The organism is Ruminococcus callidus ATCC 27760 (assembly GCF_000468015.1).
GTDB lineage: Bacteria > Bacillota > Clostridia > Oscillospirales > Ruminococcaceae > Ruminococcus_C > Ruminococcus_C callidus.
This window is the reverse complement of sequence record NZ_KI260341.1, coordinates 42,176-57,394: the sequence shown is the minus strand read 5'-3', so window position 1 is coordinate 57,394 and position 15,219 is coordinate 42,176. Positions and strand designations below refer to the sequence as shown.

The 15,219-nt window shown below is 50.5% G+C and carries 13 protein-coding genes; 7 read left to right on the top strand and 6 right to left on the bottom strand.

The genetic code is table 11. The annotated features are described in order from the left end of the window. Nucleotides 1–3: 3 nt before the first annotated feature. Nucleotides 4–897 (bottom strand): hypothetical protein, encoded by an 894-nt coding sequence (locus tag RUMCAL_RS04305; RefSeq protein ID WP_040646946.1) that lies wholly within the window; start codon nucleotides 895–897, stop codon nucleotides 4–6. Between the two features lie 143 nt (nucleotides 898–1,040). On the opposite strand from RUMCAL_RS04305, the gene RUMCAL_RS04300 reads away from it, so the two are divergent. After that, nucleotides 1,041–1,256, top strand: coding sequence for a helix-turn-helix domain-containing protein (locus RUMCAL_RS04300; RefSeq protein WP_021681341.1), 216 nt, complete (start codon nucleotides 1,041–1,043; stop codon nucleotides 1,254–1,256). Nucleotides 1,257–1,316: 60 nt separating this feature from the next. Here RUMCAL_RS04300 and RUMCAL_RS04295 read toward each other — a convergent pair whose 3' ends face one another. The 4 genes from RUMCAL_RS04295 to RUMCAL_RS16650 form a co-directional block, all read right to left on the bottom strand. Continuing rightward, nucleotides 1,317–3,920: a YfhO family protein gene (locus tag RUMCAL_RS04295; RefSeq protein ID WP_021681340.1), complete on the bottom strand. Its 2,604-nt coding sequence runs from the start codon at nucleotides 3,918–3,920 to the stop codon at nucleotides 1,317–1,319. Continuing rightward, entirely contained in the window at nucleotides 3,904–4,659 is a 756-nt protein-coding gene (locus tag RUMCAL_RS04290) for a PIG-L family deacetylase (protein WP_021681339.1), read from the bottom strand. Before RUMCAL_RS04290 ends, RUMCAL_RS04295 begins: the two co-directional genes overlap by 17 nt. A gap of 205 nt (nucleotides 4,660–4,864) precedes the next feature. Next, entirely contained in the window at nucleotides 4,865–6,958 is a 2,094-nt protein-coding gene (locus RUMCAL_RS04285; protein ID WP_021681337.1) for a glutamine synthetase III family protein, read from the bottom strand. 82 nt (nucleotides 6,959–7,040) lie between these two features. Next, on the bottom strand, nucleotides 7,041–7,169 hold the full coding sequence (locus RUMCAL_RS16650; protein WP_278245029.1) for a hypothetical protein: 129 nt from the start codon (nucleotides 7,167–7,169) through the stop codon (nucleotides 7,041–7,043). Between the two features lie 478 nt (nucleotides 7,170–7,647). Here RUMCAL_RS16650 and RUMCAL_RS04280 point away from each other — a divergent pair, with 478 nt between their 5' ends. The 3 genes from RUMCAL_RS04280 to RUMCAL_RS04270 all read left to right on the top strand — a co-directional run bounded on the left by RUMCAL_RS04280 (nucleotide 7,648) and on the right by RUMCAL_RS04270 (nucleotide 10,988). Continuing rightward, nucleotides 7,648–8,091 (top strand): ACT domain-containing protein, encoded by a 444-nt coding sequence (locus RUMCAL_RS04280; RefSeq protein WP_021681334.1) that lies wholly within the window; start codon nucleotides 7,648–7,650, stop codon nucleotides 8,089–8,091. Nucleotides 8,092–8,136: 45 nt separating this feature from the next. Then, a complete protein-coding gene (locus tag RUMCAL_RS04275) occupies nucleotides 8,137–9,372 on the top strand; it encodes a homoserine dehydrogenase (RefSeq protein ID WP_021681333.1) in 1,236 nt (411 codons plus the stop codon). A gap of 224 nt (nucleotides 9,373–9,596) precedes the next feature. Continuing rightward, nucleotides 9,597–10,988 (top strand): MATE family efflux transporter, encoded by a 1,392-nt coding sequence (locus tag RUMCAL_RS04270; protein WP_021681332.1) that lies wholly within the window; start codon nucleotides 9,597–9,599, stop codon nucleotides 10,986–10,988. A 44-nt stretch (nucleotides 10,989–11,032) separates the two neighbouring features. On the opposite strand, the gene RUMCAL_RS04265 is transcribed toward RUMCAL_RS04270, so the two are convergent. Further along, nucleotides 11,033–11,914 (bottom strand): AraC family transcriptional regulator, encoded by an 882-nt coding sequence (locus RUMCAL_RS04265; protein ID WP_040646944.1) that lies wholly within the window; start codon nucleotides 11,912–11,914, stop codon nucleotides 11,033–11,035. A 240-nt stretch (nucleotides 11,915–12,154) separates the two neighbouring features. Between RUMCAL_RS04265 and RUMCAL_RS04260 the strand changes: the two genes are divergently transcribed. Genes RUMCAL_RS04260 through RUMCAL_RS04250 form a run of 3 tightly spaced genes read left to right on the top strand, consistent with a single transcriptional unit; the run spans nucleotide 12,155 to nucleotide 15,173 of the window. Further along, a complete protein-coding gene (locus RUMCAL_RS04260) occupies nucleotides 12,155–13,450 on the top strand; it encodes an ABC transporter substrate-binding protein (RefSeq protein ID WP_021681329.1) in 1,296 nt (431 codons plus the stop codon). Next, on the top strand, nucleotides 13,447–14,328 hold the full coding sequence (locus RUMCAL_RS04255; protein ID WP_021681328.1) for a carbohydrate ABC transporter permease: 882 nt from the start codon (nucleotides 13,447–13,449) through the stop codon (nucleotides 14,326–14,328). The genes RUMCAL_RS04260 and RUMCAL_RS04255 overlap by 4 nt, the downstream gene beginning before the upstream one ends. After that, nucleotides 14,325–15,173, top strand: coding sequence for a carbohydrate ABC transporter permease (locus tag RUMCAL_RS04250; RefSeq protein ID WP_021681327.1), 849 nt, complete (start codon nucleotides 14,325–14,327; stop codon nucleotides 15,171–15,173). The genes RUMCAL_RS04255 and RUMCAL_RS04250 overlap by 4 nt, the downstream gene beginning before the upstream one ends. The last annotated feature ends 46 nt before the right edge of the window (nucleotides 15,174–15,219 follow it).

Below are 15,219 nucleotides of genomic sequence, written 5' to 3'. Positions count from 1 at the left end.
TGATTACTGTATGGAAACCTTGATCGGATCAGATTCCGCTACGGTTTCGTAACTGCTGTTGCTGATGACCAGCTTGAATTCCAACTCATTCATTTCTGCCGGCAACTCCTCGCCGATGAACGACATGGTTTCGTTGGCATATTTGCCGGCTGCTACTTCGGCATACATCGAACCGTCGTACATCGTATTGTCAATGGAAATGTTTTCCGCACGAACGGTGTATGTTTCCGTGCCGTTGTTCTCGATGAGAAATTGGAATTCCGTGCCCCAGATGTCGTCGTCCACCTTGCCGGCATAGGAAACGACTACGCCGTTGACTTCATAGATCTTGTCAGCTTCTGTTTTTTCGCTGGTGATGCAGTCATCAATAACGAGCGTGACCTTTTCGGTGTCGGCAATGGTATCGAACGTGTCACTGTCGAAAATGTGAAATGAAAGTTCAACGGTTCCCAGTTCGTCCTTGGTGGAAAAATAGATCGTGTCATTTGCCGTTTTTCCGGAAGCCACATCGCAGGAAAAATACGGATCGTCCATGACGCCATTGACGGAAGCTTCTCTGGTCTGAACGGAAATGTTTTTGTCGGACAGATTCTCAATGGTGACTTTCAGCCCTTTGCCCATCCAGCTTTCTTCGTCAGTGCCGGTGTAGGTGATTCGGACAGTGCTGTCTTCGAACAATACCTTTGATTCGTCAGCAGCGTTGTCGCTTTTTTCTGCATCACTGCTGTCCTCGTTTTGGGATTCTTCCGCATCGCTGCTCTCCTCTGCGGCACTGCTTTCCTTGGCAGAAGATTCCTCCGCCTTCTGGGAAGCACTGCTGTTTCCGGCACCGGAACAGCCGCCCATTGCCCCGAGCATTGCGATGAGCAGCAGTCCCGCAAGCCATTTGTGTTTCATGTTGTAATATCCTCCTTTTTTGATGATGTTTCCCTTTTTTCCAAAATGGAACAATCTCATTATAGCATGTTTTGTTCTAAAAGTCAATAGAATGTTTTGTTCTAGCATAAAATAAAACCATATTCTTGAAAGGGTGATATTTTATGCAGTATATTCGCATTCGGAACTTACGGGAGGACATGGACATGACACAGACGGACATGGCAAAGGTGCTGTTCATCAGCCAGCGAACCTATAGCTATTACGAGTCCGGCGGGCATGACATTCCCACGGAAGTGCTGGTACGCATTGCCGATTTTTATCAGGTGTCGGTGGACTATCTTCTGAACCGGACGGACAAGCGGGAGATGAACCGATAAAACACCGCACTTGCAGCATGTGCTGCAAATGCGGTGTGAAAATATTTGTGCGGTATTGCCTTAGGAATGTTGTTTTTGTTTTCGCCGCCGCAGCCAACAGTTTCCGGTGAAAAACAGCAGCGTCAAGCAAATTCCGGCGGCGGAGCAGTACTTGCCGGCTTTTGCCAGCGGAGCTGTATAGGTGATGCTGATCTGATGCTCTCCCTGTGTGATCGGGAATCCCAGAAAGTCTGTGTCTGTGCGGGAATAGGCGGCTTCCTTTCCGTCCACGGTGACGTGAAAGCCGGTGTCATAGGGGACTGCCAGCACGAACCAGCCGTCCTGCTTCACCTGAATGCTGCCAGCCATGGTGTCATCACCGAGGGTGTCGTGGTGCAGCTGCCACGGGCTGATTTCCGCGGAGGTGTCCTCCAGCACCTGATATTCCATGGTGTACATCACCGGTTTGGAAATGACATAATCGCCGGCAGAAAATTTCAGTTTCAGCTTCTGAATGGGCTTGTCGGAGGAAAGCGTGTACTGGAAGTTGTTGTTATTGTTCTGGTACTTCCACTGGGGGTCTGTCAGCTTGTTGCGGATACCGTTAATGGTAATTGCCACGTCGCCGGTGGTGGTGCCGTTCCCGAGGTGATTGTCCACGTGGAATTTCAGCAGCAGCAGATCATCGATCGGCTCATCGAGTGTGACCGTTACCGAGAAGTCCGTTTTGCTGTGCACATAATACTTGTTGTCACCAATGGCGGTGATCTGTTTGTCACTGTATGCCGTGGCAGTATAGGACGGGGCAATCTGATGAATGCTGTCCGGCTGCTTGGCGTGGAATGTGGAATCCTCCGGCAGGTCTGCGGCATTGACTACAGCATTTTCCAGCAGTGCTTCCAGCTGATTGGGATAACGAAGTCCTTTCAGTTCCTCGGTAGTCATGATGTTGGAGGTGGCGAAGCCGATGGGATAGGCAAGTGTGTTCTCGTACAGCAGATACGCTCCATCCTGTCCGATCTGCCGGAATCCGTAACGGGTAATGGGCTTTTGGCTGATCAGATATTTTTCTCCCATGAGAATGCCAAAAACCGGATTCTTGGACTGTACGATCATGGCGGCGTTCCGAATGCCGTTTTCGTTGTGGGTCTGCCGGAAATAAAAGTCGGAAAATGCGGCATTGTGGACAGAGGAATAGACGGAACTCCGGTAGTAATTGCTGCCCCAGATGCGGTTTACTGTGTCGCCGGCGTGGTACTCGTTGGAAATGCGGTAAAAGCCGTCGTCTTCTGCTGCAATCTGATCTGTCAGTGTTTGAATCTCCGAGGAATAGACAATGCTGACATCTTCCTTGGACATGTAGGTGTCACAGAGATTGACTGTCAGACAGGTCGCGGTGCTGAATGCCAGCGTAGGGATCAGCAGGATTTTTGTGGAGGCGTTTCCGGAAGGCTTGGCATTCTGCCGGCGGAAATAGAACAGGAATGCCGCCAGCATCGAAAGCCCGTTCAGAATCACTGCAATTCGCTCTGCATCGGTTCCGGTCTGGGACAGGATACCCATACCCAGCACTGCGGAAAACAGCAGCAGCGTGGAACGCAGGGCAATCTGGTGGGACAGTAAGGTCTTCCAGAAGAATCCGCACAGCAACAGCAGCAGTGGCAGCAGGGGAATGTATGCCTTGGGATCCAGATACATCGTGCCGTTCATGAGGTACAGCAGCAGAGGACACGCCAGAATCACGCCAAAGATACCGGCGAGAAACCGGTATGCCCTTTGCGGAAAGCAAAGCATGGCACAGATCGCCAGAATGCTGAAAGAGGTCATGCCAATGGAAAAGGGACTGTATGTCAGATAATTCAAGTGCATGCCGGGCATCAGAAGGCTCCAGAGGCTCTGAGAACTGCCGGAAACATCTCTGCCGTGTAGCAGGGTCCATGCCACCGGCAGCAGCAGAAACGCGGCGAGAACGGCTCCCAGCAGCAAATGCAGACAGGTGATGCCAATTGTCCGCATCAGCTGCCGGAACAGGTGTACATGATGCTGGTGCAGGGTGAGAAAAACGGCGTAGATGAGAATCGCGAAAAAGGCTCCTACGCTGAAAAAGAAGCTGGTGAGGAGAATGCAGGCAGATGCTGCGATCAGTGAAAGACTGCACCGTTTCTCCAGAGCATGATGCACGGCGAACAATGCCCAGAACAAAAAGGGAAAGTAGTTCACGAACATGATGTGGTGATGACTGTGGAAGATGACCGGTGCCGCCAGCAGGTAGAGCACTGCCATAAAAAGGGACAGATTGGGAACGAACCATTTCCGCAGCCAGAAATAGCAGAGAAATGCACTGAGCAGCGTCAGCAGGATGTTGGAGATTTGCAGGTACGTCGCCATAGACAGCCACGGGAACGCAAAGGACAGCAGGATCACCGGACTGTACAGCCCGTAATAGGCGAAATTGAAAATATTCTGTCCGCTGCCCAGCTGCATGGCGAAATTGGGAAAGAGATTACCGGTGGCATAGAAACGGGTGCGGAAGTATTCCGGAATGGCAAAGTGCTGGTTGCTCCAGTCCGTCTGTGCCCCGTATACACAGCCGGGGTGCACCAGAAAGATCAGCAGCACTACAGCCCCCAGAATCCCTGTCAGAATTCCGCAGTGCAGCAGTGTCTTTTTACGTGTTGTCGTCATCAGTGCTTCCTCCGCGAATCTGTGTCCACATCTCATAGGGGTTCATGTGGGACAGATTCTGAATGGTATGTGCCTGCGAAGTGTACAGCTGTAGCAGGGCTTCCTTTTGTTGCAGTGCGTCATCGGAGATCGGTGTCAGGCTGTCCTGTACGTCAGGCAGCGTTACTGCACAGTAGTACTTTCCAAAGACGTACAGCGGTTCCTGCAATTGGTTGGCATCGTACAGGGCGGTGACGATCTGGTGTGTCATCTTGTGGTGAATGTGTCCGTATTCGCCCTTGGCGTTATGGGTGACGATGTCCTCCCACGGCTGATAGGTCATAACTTTTTCGAGGTCTGTTTGTATCTGGGAACGAACATGTGTCCAGTCGTCCCGTTTGCCGGCGACTTTGTCCGGATAGGACAAGATCAGCCCCACATTGTTCGAAGCCTGCATGACTGCCTGAAACTCTGCGGAACGGGTGGCGTTATATCCGTTGGTAATGCACACCACCAGATACCCGCCGTCTGCGATGTGAGCACCGCCCCAGAGGGTTTCGTCGTCGGGGTGTGCCACGATCATCAGGTGGGTGATGCCGGTCAGATCCAGTTCTGCCAGCCGTTCGTCAGTCAGCGGTGCAATATCATAGGCACGTGCAGAGGCGACTGCACGGCAAAGCCCGAACAGTCCGCCCACCAGTGCCAGAATCGCCAGAAGCACGGCGAGAATTTTTTGAAACTTGATGCGATGTGATTTCATAGAAAACGCAACTCCCTTGCTATGACTGTTTCAACTGTTGTATATGTCGTACAACAGTTTGCAATATTAGTATAGCACAGTGCAGTGGAATTGTCAAGGGCAAAACGCAAAAAACCGCCTGTATTCCGCAAATAGGAATACAGACGGTTTCTCAAAGAATGGGAGGTAAACCACTCTTTGCAGTAATTACTTTAGATTTGAGCGATCAGACATTGAAGATGATGTCGCTGTATGCCGGTACCGGCCACTTTTCAGAAGGTGTGATAACTTCCAGAGCGTCCACAGCGGCACGCAGATCGTCCATTACCGGAATGACATCTTCCCGATAGGACTTTGCCATAGACAGTACGCAGTCATCCTTTGCGGCGGCAGCAGCTACAGCAGCCTCCAGCTTCTCGGTAGCTTCATAAGCTGCCTTTGTCAGGCTGCTGACCTTTTCTGCCAGTTCCTTTTCGACGCAGGAGCAGATGTCCAGCGACTGCTTCACTGCGGCAGCATCGCACAGTTCCTTGGTGTAGGCAATGCAGGTCGGGATATACTTCTTCTTTGTCATGTCGATCATGGTCAGGGCTTCAATATTGATGGTCTTTGCATAGTTTTCCAGCAGGACTTCCATACGAGCCTTGATTTCCTTTTCGGACAGTACGCCGAATTTCTGGAGCAGAGCAACATTCTTGGCATCTGCATAGTGCGGAACACAGTCAACAGTGGATCTGAAGTTCGGCAGACCACGCTTTTCTGCTTCAGCGACCCATTCGTCGGAATAGCCGTTGCCGTTGAAGATGATACGCTTGTGTTCCTTGATAATGGAAACCAGCAGCGATTTCAGCTCGTCATCGAACTTGTCAGCCGGAACGCTTTCCATCTTGTCGGCGATGTCAGAGAGTTCGCCGGCAACAATGGCATTCAGCAGAGAGTTCGGGCAGCCGATGTTGTCGGAAGAACCAACCATACGGAATTCGAAACGGTTGCCGGTGAAAGCGAACGGAGAAGTCCGGTTCCGGTCGGTGGAATCCTTCGGGAAGTCCGGCAGAGCGTCTACGCCGATCTCGAATACCTTGGATTCGCTCTTGTAGGAAGTGCCTGCTTCCAGTGCGTCCAGAACGCCCTGTAATTCTTCGCCCATGAAAATGGAGATGATTGCCGGCGGAGCCTCATTTGCACCCAGACGGTGGTCGTTGCCGGCAGAGGAAGCACTGATGCGGAGCAGATCTGCATATTCATCAATACCCTTGATGATTGCACACAGGAAGGTGAGGAACTGCATGTTCTCCATCGGTGTGCAGCCCGGATCCAGCAGGTTCTGTCCGTCGTTGGTTGCCATAGACCAGTTGTTGTGCTTACCGGAACCGTTGACACCTGCGAACGGTTTTTCGTGCAGCAGGCAGACCAGACCGTGTTTCAGGGCAACCTTTTCCATAACTTCCATTGCCAGTTCGTTCTGGTCGGTGGAAATGTTGGTGGTGGAGAATACCGGAGCCATTTCGTGCTGTGCCGGAGCAACTTCGTTGTGCTTGGTGGTAGCGAATACGCCAACCTTCCACAGAGCCTCGTCCAGATCAGCCATGTAAGCAGCAACGCGGGGCTTCAGGTTTGCGAAATACTGGTCGTCCAGTTCCTGTCCCTTCGGCGGCATTGCACCGAACAGGGTACGACCGGTCATAATCAGGTCTTCACGCTGATCGTACATCTTCTTGTCGATCAGGAAGTATTCCTGTTCCGGACCTACGGTAGAGGTGACCTTGGTTGCGGTGGTGTTGCCGAACAGACGCAGAATGCGGACTGCCTGCTGGCTCAGAGCATCCATGGAACGCAGCAGCGGTGTTTTCTTGTCCAGTGCTTCACCAGTGTAGGAAACGAATACGGTCGGGATATACAGAGAGCCTTCCTTGACGAAGCAGTAGGAAGTCGGATCCCATGCGGTATAGCCTCTTGCAGAGCAGGTTTCACGCAGACCGCCGGACGGGAAAGAAGAAGCGTCCGGTTCGCCCTTGACCAGTTCCTTGCCGGAGAAGTTCATAATTACCATGCCGTTGTCAGTGGGGCTGATAAAGGAATCGTGCTTTTCAGCAGTAGAACCGGTCATCGGCTGGAACCAGTGGGTGTAATGTGTGGCACCGTGCTCGATCGCCCAGTCCTTAATGGCATTTGCAACCACATCTGCATAGGTGGGATCCAGCGGAGTCCCCATTTTGCGGGTCTTGGTCATTGCCTTATAAACCGGCTTCGGGAGTCTTGCCTTCATGACTTCGTCATTGAAGACGTCGCATGCAAAGTACTCAGCAACATTTTTGGACATGATAATTACCTCCTAAAAATAAAAAGCATTTTCATGGTTCACCGTTTTCTGTACAAGCTTCAGTCTGTTTGTACCGGTTTCATCATGGAAACGCCTTTGTTTCACGTATCATCTTCGAACCGCTTTGAGAACTCTGCATCGGCATCTGTCGGAAAATATCCCCCTGTTTCTGGGGCATATGCTGTTCGTCCTGCTGCTGTCTGTTCTTCAAGTCGGCTCTCCTTGTCACAATCATTTGCCGGAAACGCATGAGGTGAAATCCCTCTGTGTTCCGTTGACAATATTATCATACTCGAATTTTCTGACTTTGTCAAGTGCTTTTCCGTCGATTCTGCAATTGCCTTGATTTCAAAATGAAAAAATCTGTTTTCCTATCAAAAAAAAGAAAAAAACGGCTTTTTTTGAAAGAATCATATTCGGGATTCTGTGGGGTGCCGGCACAGGCGGCGGATACATCAAAAAGGAAAAAAAATCTGTTTTCGCAGAAAAAACAGTAGATTGCCCTTGACAAACAGGTGAAATCATGGTATAGTTATATAGTTGATATAAGTACAATTGTTTTTTGTACACGGACTGTTTGCTGCGGGATCGGCAAAGGGTCCTGCATTTTGCGGAAAGAGGAGGAGAAACGCAGCCGGAGGGCAGGCTTTGTCACAGAAGCATGCTTTCGATACTGTGCAGACAGGAACATGGACAAACGGACACGATATATTGTAGTAGATACCGCAGTGCTTCCGGAAATTTTCGGAAAGGTGCTGGAAGTCAAAAAGCTGGTCGCCGACAAGACCGAACGCAGCTTTTCCTCGGCGTGCAAACGTATGGGGATCTCACGCAGTGCCTTTTATAAATATCGGGATTGTGTGTTTGCCTATGATGACAAGATGACACAGCAGATCGTCAACTTTTCGGTAACGCTGCGGGACGAGGCAGGCGTGCTTTCCAATGTGCTGACTACATTATATAGCATGCGTGCCAATATCCTGACTGTCAACCAGAACATTCCGGTGGACGGCGTGGCACAGGTTTCTCTGTCCCTGAAAATGGGCGAGGGTATGGCAAATCCCATTGACATTACGCACAAGATCTCTGCCCTGCAGGGCGTTGTAGAGGTGCGGCTCCTGTCCGGCGAATAAACGGCGGATTTTTAAAGTCTGCTGAAACTTGGAGGAAGTAAAGTAATGAAGAAAATTGCAGTATTGGGTTATGGCGTAGTCGGTTCCGGTGTTGTGGAACTGTTCTACCGCAATCAGAAGAAAATCGAAAAAAATACCGGCACAGAGCTGGAAATAGGATATATTCTGGATCTGCGGGAATTTCCGGATGATCCGTACGGTGACCACGTGGTACACGACATTCAGGTGATTCTCGACGATCCGGAGGTCGGCTACGTGGCAGAGTGCATGGGCGGTGTCAATCCGGCGTTTGACTTCGTTCGCCGTTGTCTGGAAGCCGGCAAGAGCGTTGCCACTTCCAACAAGCAGCTGGTTGCTGAAAAAGGCGACATTCTGTTGCAGGTGGCAAAGGCACATCACGTGAACTTCTTCTTCGAAGCCAGCGTCGGCGGTGCGATCCCGATCATTCGTCCGCTGCACACCTGTCTGGCTGCCAATGACATCTCCGCAGTTGCCGGCATTCTGAACGGTACCACCAACTTCATTCTGGAGAAGATGTTCTGTGACAAGATGCGTTTTGATGATGCACTGGCACTGGCACAGAAGCTGGGCTATGCAGAGCGTGACCCCTCCGCAGACATTGACGGCGGCGATGCCTGCCGGAAGATTTGCATTCTGTCCTCGCTGGTATTCGGCAAGCATGTATATCCGGAACAGGTATACACCAAGGGTATCCGCAACATCACACTGGAAGACGTGCAGCTGGCACAGGATTTCGGCGGTGCAGTGAAGCTGATTGGTGCGGTAAAGCGTCTGGAAAGCGGAAAGATCCTGCCTACAGTGATGCCTATGGTTGTCATGAACGAGAGCCTGATTTCCCATGTCAACGGCGTGTTCAACGCTGTCATGGTATGGGGCGACGGTGTGGACAAGACCATGTTCTATGGCCGTGGTGCCGGCAAGCTGCCGACTGCCAGTGCCGTACTGGGTGACCTGATCGACGAGGTAAAGCAGACCGATACAGTAGAATCCCAGAGCTGGGAACCGGCAGAAGAAGGAGCAGACTTCGTGGCTCCCATCGACGACTTCTTTGCAGCACGCTGCTACCGGACTTCTCCCTGCGGCAGCGGTGTATTTGCCAAGATCGCAGATGAAGTCGGCGTAAAGCTGCTGAACACCAGAGAAAACGGCTGCATGATCAGCGGCTGCGACCAGAAGACCGCAGAGGCATTCAAGCAGAAGCTGGCAAAGGAAGGCGTGGAGATCCTGTCCCGTATTCCGGTTCTGGACGACGAAGCGTAAAGGAAACACTGCATAAAGCCCGCCTGACGGCTTTGCTGTAACATTTTTTGTAAAAAACACTTGCATTTTTCGGTGCGGTGTGATAAAATAAATTGATAACGTGTAGCGAAACGGCGTAAATCCAGTTAGAATCTGACTGGGTTTACGCCGTTTTTGCATATATTGGGCAACACTGCATAAAGCTTTGTGCAGTGTCGCCATTGACTTTTGGAGGTTTAGAAATCATGCAAGAAAATCACTCGGCGACACAAACCGGAACCCCGAACAAACTGGCGGATTTTCCAATCCGCACCCTGATCCTAAGCATGGGAATGCCCATGGTGCTCTCTATGGTATTGCAGGCGGTGTACAATATTGTAGACACCGTTTTTGTCAGCCATATGAAGAATGGAGCCACTGCCGTGCTTGCTCTGACGGATTCCTATTCCATTCAGCTGCTGATCGTGGCTGTTGGCGTGGGCACCGGCATTGGCATCAACGCCCTGCTTTCCAAGACACTGGGCGAGCGAAATTCGGAAAAGGCGGCTTGTATTGCCGGAAACGGAATTTTTCTGGCGATCTGCATCTATGCCGTTTTTCTGCTGTTCGGCATTTTCGGCACGAAGCCGTTTATCGCCATGCAGGCAAACGGGAATGCTCTCCGGCAGGAAATGGGTGAACAGTATCTGCGAATCTGCTGTATGGGTTCCTTTGGCAGTATCGGTTATACTGTCTATGAACGTTTTTTGCAGGGAACCGGTCGCACGAATCTTTCCACAATTGCACAAATCACTGGTGCCGCGTTGAATATCCTGTTGGATCCGCTGTTTATTTTTGGATTGGATATGGGCGTTGTCGGTGCTGCTGTGGCAACCGTTGTGGGACAGGTAGCGTCACTGGTCATGGCAATGCTGTTTCACTACCGGTGGGATCGGGAGATTCGGCAGGACTGGAAACGCATTCGTCCTCGGTGGGGACTGATTCGCGGCATCTACGCCATCGGGATTCCTGCCGCAGTGATGCAGGGGTTGCTTTCTGTTATGGTGCTGTTTGTGAATCTGGTATTCGGCACACAGGGAGATCTGGCGGAGCCATTGCAGGCTGCCTATGGCATTTATTATAAGATTCAGCAATTTGCCCTTTTTGCAGCGTTCGGCTTGAGCAACACGCTGATTACTGTGGTGGCGTTTCATTACGGCAGACGGGAAAAAGCACGTCTGCGGCAGTGTGTTCGCTACGGGCTGCTGTACGCCGCCGGACTGATGCTTATAGTGACAGTTTTGTTTCAGCTGTTTGCAGCACTGATCTCCGGTTTGTTCCAGAGCGACGGCAGTAGGGAAGTGCAGCAGCTTTGCATGCGGTCTATGCGTATCTGTACGCTGGGCTATGTGTTTATGGGAATCACTGTGCTGATACAGGGCATCTTGCAGGGCTTTCGCTGTGTGTTTTCGCCGCTGCTGCTGGCACTGCTTCGTCTGCTTGTGCTGCCGATTCCGTTTTGTCTGCTGTTTCTGATGTATGAACGCGGTGCAGAACTGGTCTGGTGGGCGTTCCCGCTGGCGGAATGCATTACAGCTGTGGTGTCTGTTCCGATTCTGCTGCGAACTTTCCGGAAAAAGACAATGCCCTCTGCATAACAAGAAACGAGCCTGTTTTTTCAGTTGAAAACAGGCTCGTTTTTTTATTGTGTATGTTCTTCGTCGCTGTCAACGGTATTGTTGATATGGTTCTGATACCGCCATTCTCTGGGGGAAATGCCGTAGTTATTCTTGAATGCTCTGGAAAAGTGCATCTGGTTGGCATACCCCACTGCCAGACCAACATCCCCGATAGAAAGGCTGGTCAGCTTCAGCAGCTCTGCCGCTTTGAGCATGCGGTAATTCAGCAGGAATTCCTGTGGCGTTTTCCCCAGTGCTTCCTTGAAAATTTTGCCGAAATAAGTGCGGTTCAGTCCGCAGACACCGGCAATATCTTCAATCGTGATCTCATTTTGAAAGTTGTGTTCAATGTAGGTCAGTGCCTCGTGAATGTAGAATTCCCGCAGTTTGCTGCCGTGTTCCAGCTGTTCATCTGCCGCAGAACGCAGAAGATAATCCAGAAACAGATAGAGATGCCCGATCAGATGAAAAGGCGACTCATCTTTGTGGCGGGAGATGTACAGCATTTCGTTTGCCATGTCCTCCCGCAGGCTTTTGTTCCTGGCATGATAGACCGGTTTGTCCAGCGAAAGTCCGATGGTGTCCAGCAGGGACTTCACACGGAGTCCGTCGAATTCCAGCCAGACGTATTCCCACGGCAGCTGCTTGTCGGCAACATAGGTGGTGATCTGATTGGGGAAGATCATGAACCCCTGCATGCTTTTGATCGAGTAGGTCTGGGTGACACCCTTGCTGTCGTCTGCCATCAGGGTGCCGGTGCCGGATAGAATATAGTGAAACAGATAGTGGTTTCTCGCAGCCGGTCCGAAAGAGTGTGCCGGTGTACAGCGTTCCCACCCGAACTGGAACAAGCCGAGGTCTACAAAGTTCTGATTGGGAAAAATTGAAAAGATCAAATTCTGCATAATATTACCTCTTGTCATAAATTTCATCTGAACTTGTACCATTCATGTTTTTTGTTGTTCATATGATACTCATTATAGCACGAAATATACCAAAATGCAACCTGTTTTTTGATATTTGCGGGAAAAGCGGCAAAATGGTATGAAATAAGTTGATTTGTGGTATTTACCAGTTGCATATTGGTATGTTATAATAAAAGCAGCAAAAAACACAGGGTTTTACCCGAAAAGGAGGAAGATCACATGAGAAGAAAGCATGTAGTCAGCAGCCTGATTTTGGCAGGTGCCGTATTGTCCACACTGCCGCTGTCCGGCTGTGCAGGTACATCGAAAAATGACGGGAAAACGGAAGTGACAATGGTACAGTATAAACCGGAAGCTGTTGCGGCTTTCGAGGAAATGGAGGAACGCTTTAACGCGACCCATGATGATATTCATCTGACCATTGAATCGCCCAATGAAGCCATGACTGTGCTGAAAACACGGTTTATCCGCGGGGATTATCCGGACATTATCGGTATCGGCGGCGACATCAACTACTCCAACTTTCTGGACGCAGATATGTTTCTGGATGTTTCCGATTTTGAGGGCGTGTCAGGCATCAAACCGGCATATCTGGACATTGTAGATGAACTGGAGTTCATTCCGAAAGACGGGGTATACGGACTGCCTTATGTGGCAAACTGTGCCGGAATCCTGTACAACAAGGATATGTTCGAGGAGAACGGCTGGGAGATCCCTGCCACATGGAGCGAATTCACCGACCTGTGTGAAACCATTCAGAACACCTCTGATGTGTACCCGCTGTATCTGGGATATAAGGACACATGGACTTGTATGGCACCGTGGAATGCACTGGCAGTAGGTTTGTCCTCTCCGTCCACCTGCAGCGATGTCAACGCCGGAAAGACGACCTTTACGGACGCATATCAGGAAGTTGCCGAAAAGGACAAGGTCCTGCTGGATTACGCAGAACCGAATCCCTATGCGTACAGCTATAACGATGCCTGCACTGCTTTTGCACGTGGCGAATCGGCAATGTATCCCATCGGCAGCTATGCGGTGCCGCAAATTCAGTCGGTAAATCCGGATATGAACATTGACTCGTTTGTATTCCCTGCAAATGAGGATGAAGCGGATAACGTGCTGAACTCCGGTGTTGACCTGCAGTTCTGCGTGATGAAAGAAACCAAGCACAAAGATGCTGTTTATGAAGTACTGAAGTTCTTGTATGATGATGAAACCATTCAGATCTATCTGGACAACCAGAACGCAGTGCCCTGTAAGGACGGCGACTTCACTCTGCCGTCGATGCTGGACGGTATGCGTTCCTATATCGATGAGGGCAGAATGTCCGACTTCCATGACCACCACTATCCCAGTGAGATGAGCGTGGACGCAATGGTACAGACTTATCTCATGGACGACAGCAGTGACTCCACCGCCAAGTTCCTGAAGCGTTTCGATAAGGAATGGAAACGGTATAACCGCGACCTGATCGCGAAAGTACAAAAATATGAGGAGGAGAATGCATCATGAGCAAAAGAAAAGCATTGAGCAGCAACAATCGAACCTATCTGGCAATGACCATTCCGATTGTCATTCTGTTCTTCCTGTTTAACACCCTGCCGCTGATCACCGGTGCAGTTTACAGCTTCACCAACTACCGCGGCTATGGTACCTTTGATTTCGTGGGACTGCGAAATTATATCGACCTGTTTTCTGATGAACGTGTCCTGCACTCCTACCTGTTCACATTCAAGTATGCGATTGCCGGAACCATTCTCATCAACTGTCTGAGCCTGTTGCTGGCAATGGGGCTGAACAGCAGGATCCGCTGCAAGAGCCTGCTCCGCGGCGTGTACTTTGTCCCGAATATTCTGGGCGGACTGATCGTCGGTTATATTTTCAGCTTTATCTTTACCTACATCATTCCGGCTGTGGGCAAGGCAATGCACATCGGCTTTCTGGAAAACAGTATTCTTGCCAGTGAGAGATACGCGTGGATCGGCGTGCTGGTTGTCGGCGTATGGCAGGCAGTCGCAATGAATACGATCATCTACATTTCCGGTTTGCAGACCGTTCCGGCGGACATCTACGAAGCCGGCATGATCGACGGTGCAAACCCGTGGCAGAAGTTCTGGAAGCTGACTTTCCCGATGCTGCTGCCGTTCGTCTCCATTAACCTGATTCTCAGCACCAAGAACATGATGATGGTATTCGACCAGATCATGTCTTTGACCAAGGGCGGTCCTGCACAGAGTACCGAGTCCATTTCCTACCTGATCTACAAAAACGGTATGGACGGCGGACAGTTCGGATTCCAGAGTGCAAACGCCGTAGTATTCTTTATTGTTATTGTGGCATTCTCGATCATTCAGATGAAGATTACCGGTAAGAAGGAGGAACAGCTATGAAAAAGACACATAAAATCGGCGGTACCAATGTACTTCTGACCGTACTGCTGTTTCTGGGCTGCCTGACGGTATTGTTCCCGTTGTACATGACCGTCATAATCGCATTCAAGAGCCCTACCGAAATGACAAATGACATTGCCGGAGCACTCTCGTTCCCCAGCACATGGAATTTCAGCAACTTCTCCGAGGCAATGCGTGTGACAAACTTCTGGCACTCGCTGGGCAACAGCTTTCTGATTACCGCAGTGACCATTGTGCTGGCAGTGCTGCTCCACTCTATGGCAGGCTATGCCATTGGCAGAAACATGGCACGGAAAAAGGGCTATAAGCTGATCTACTTTTACATCGTCAGCGGTATGTTCGTTCCCTTTGCCATTCTGATGATGCCGCTGGTCAAGCAGACCGCCATTATGGGACTGGACAACCGTCTGGGCGTTATCATTCTGTACTTGGTATTCTATATGCCCATGAACGTCATGCTGTACAGCGGCTATCTGAAAAACGTTCCGCTGGCAATGGAAGAAGCTGCAAACATTGACGGTGCTTCCACATGGAAAACCTACTGGACGATCATTTTCCCCATGATGAAGCCGATGCATGCTACCGTGGCAGTTCTGACGGCTCTGGGCACATGGAACGATGTCATGACACCGCTGGTGATCATGTCCAGCAGCGAAGACACCACCCTGCCGCTGGCACAGCTGAACTTCCAGACACAGTTCGGCACGAACTACAATCTGGCGTTTGCTTCTTACCTGCTGGCACTGATCCCGATCCTGATCTTCTACATCTTCTGTCAGAAGCAGATCATCGGCGGCATTGCCAATGGTGCAGTAAAGGGTTAAGGAAGTTTTTCATAAATTTCGTAGAATAGAGAATAGACAGAAAACC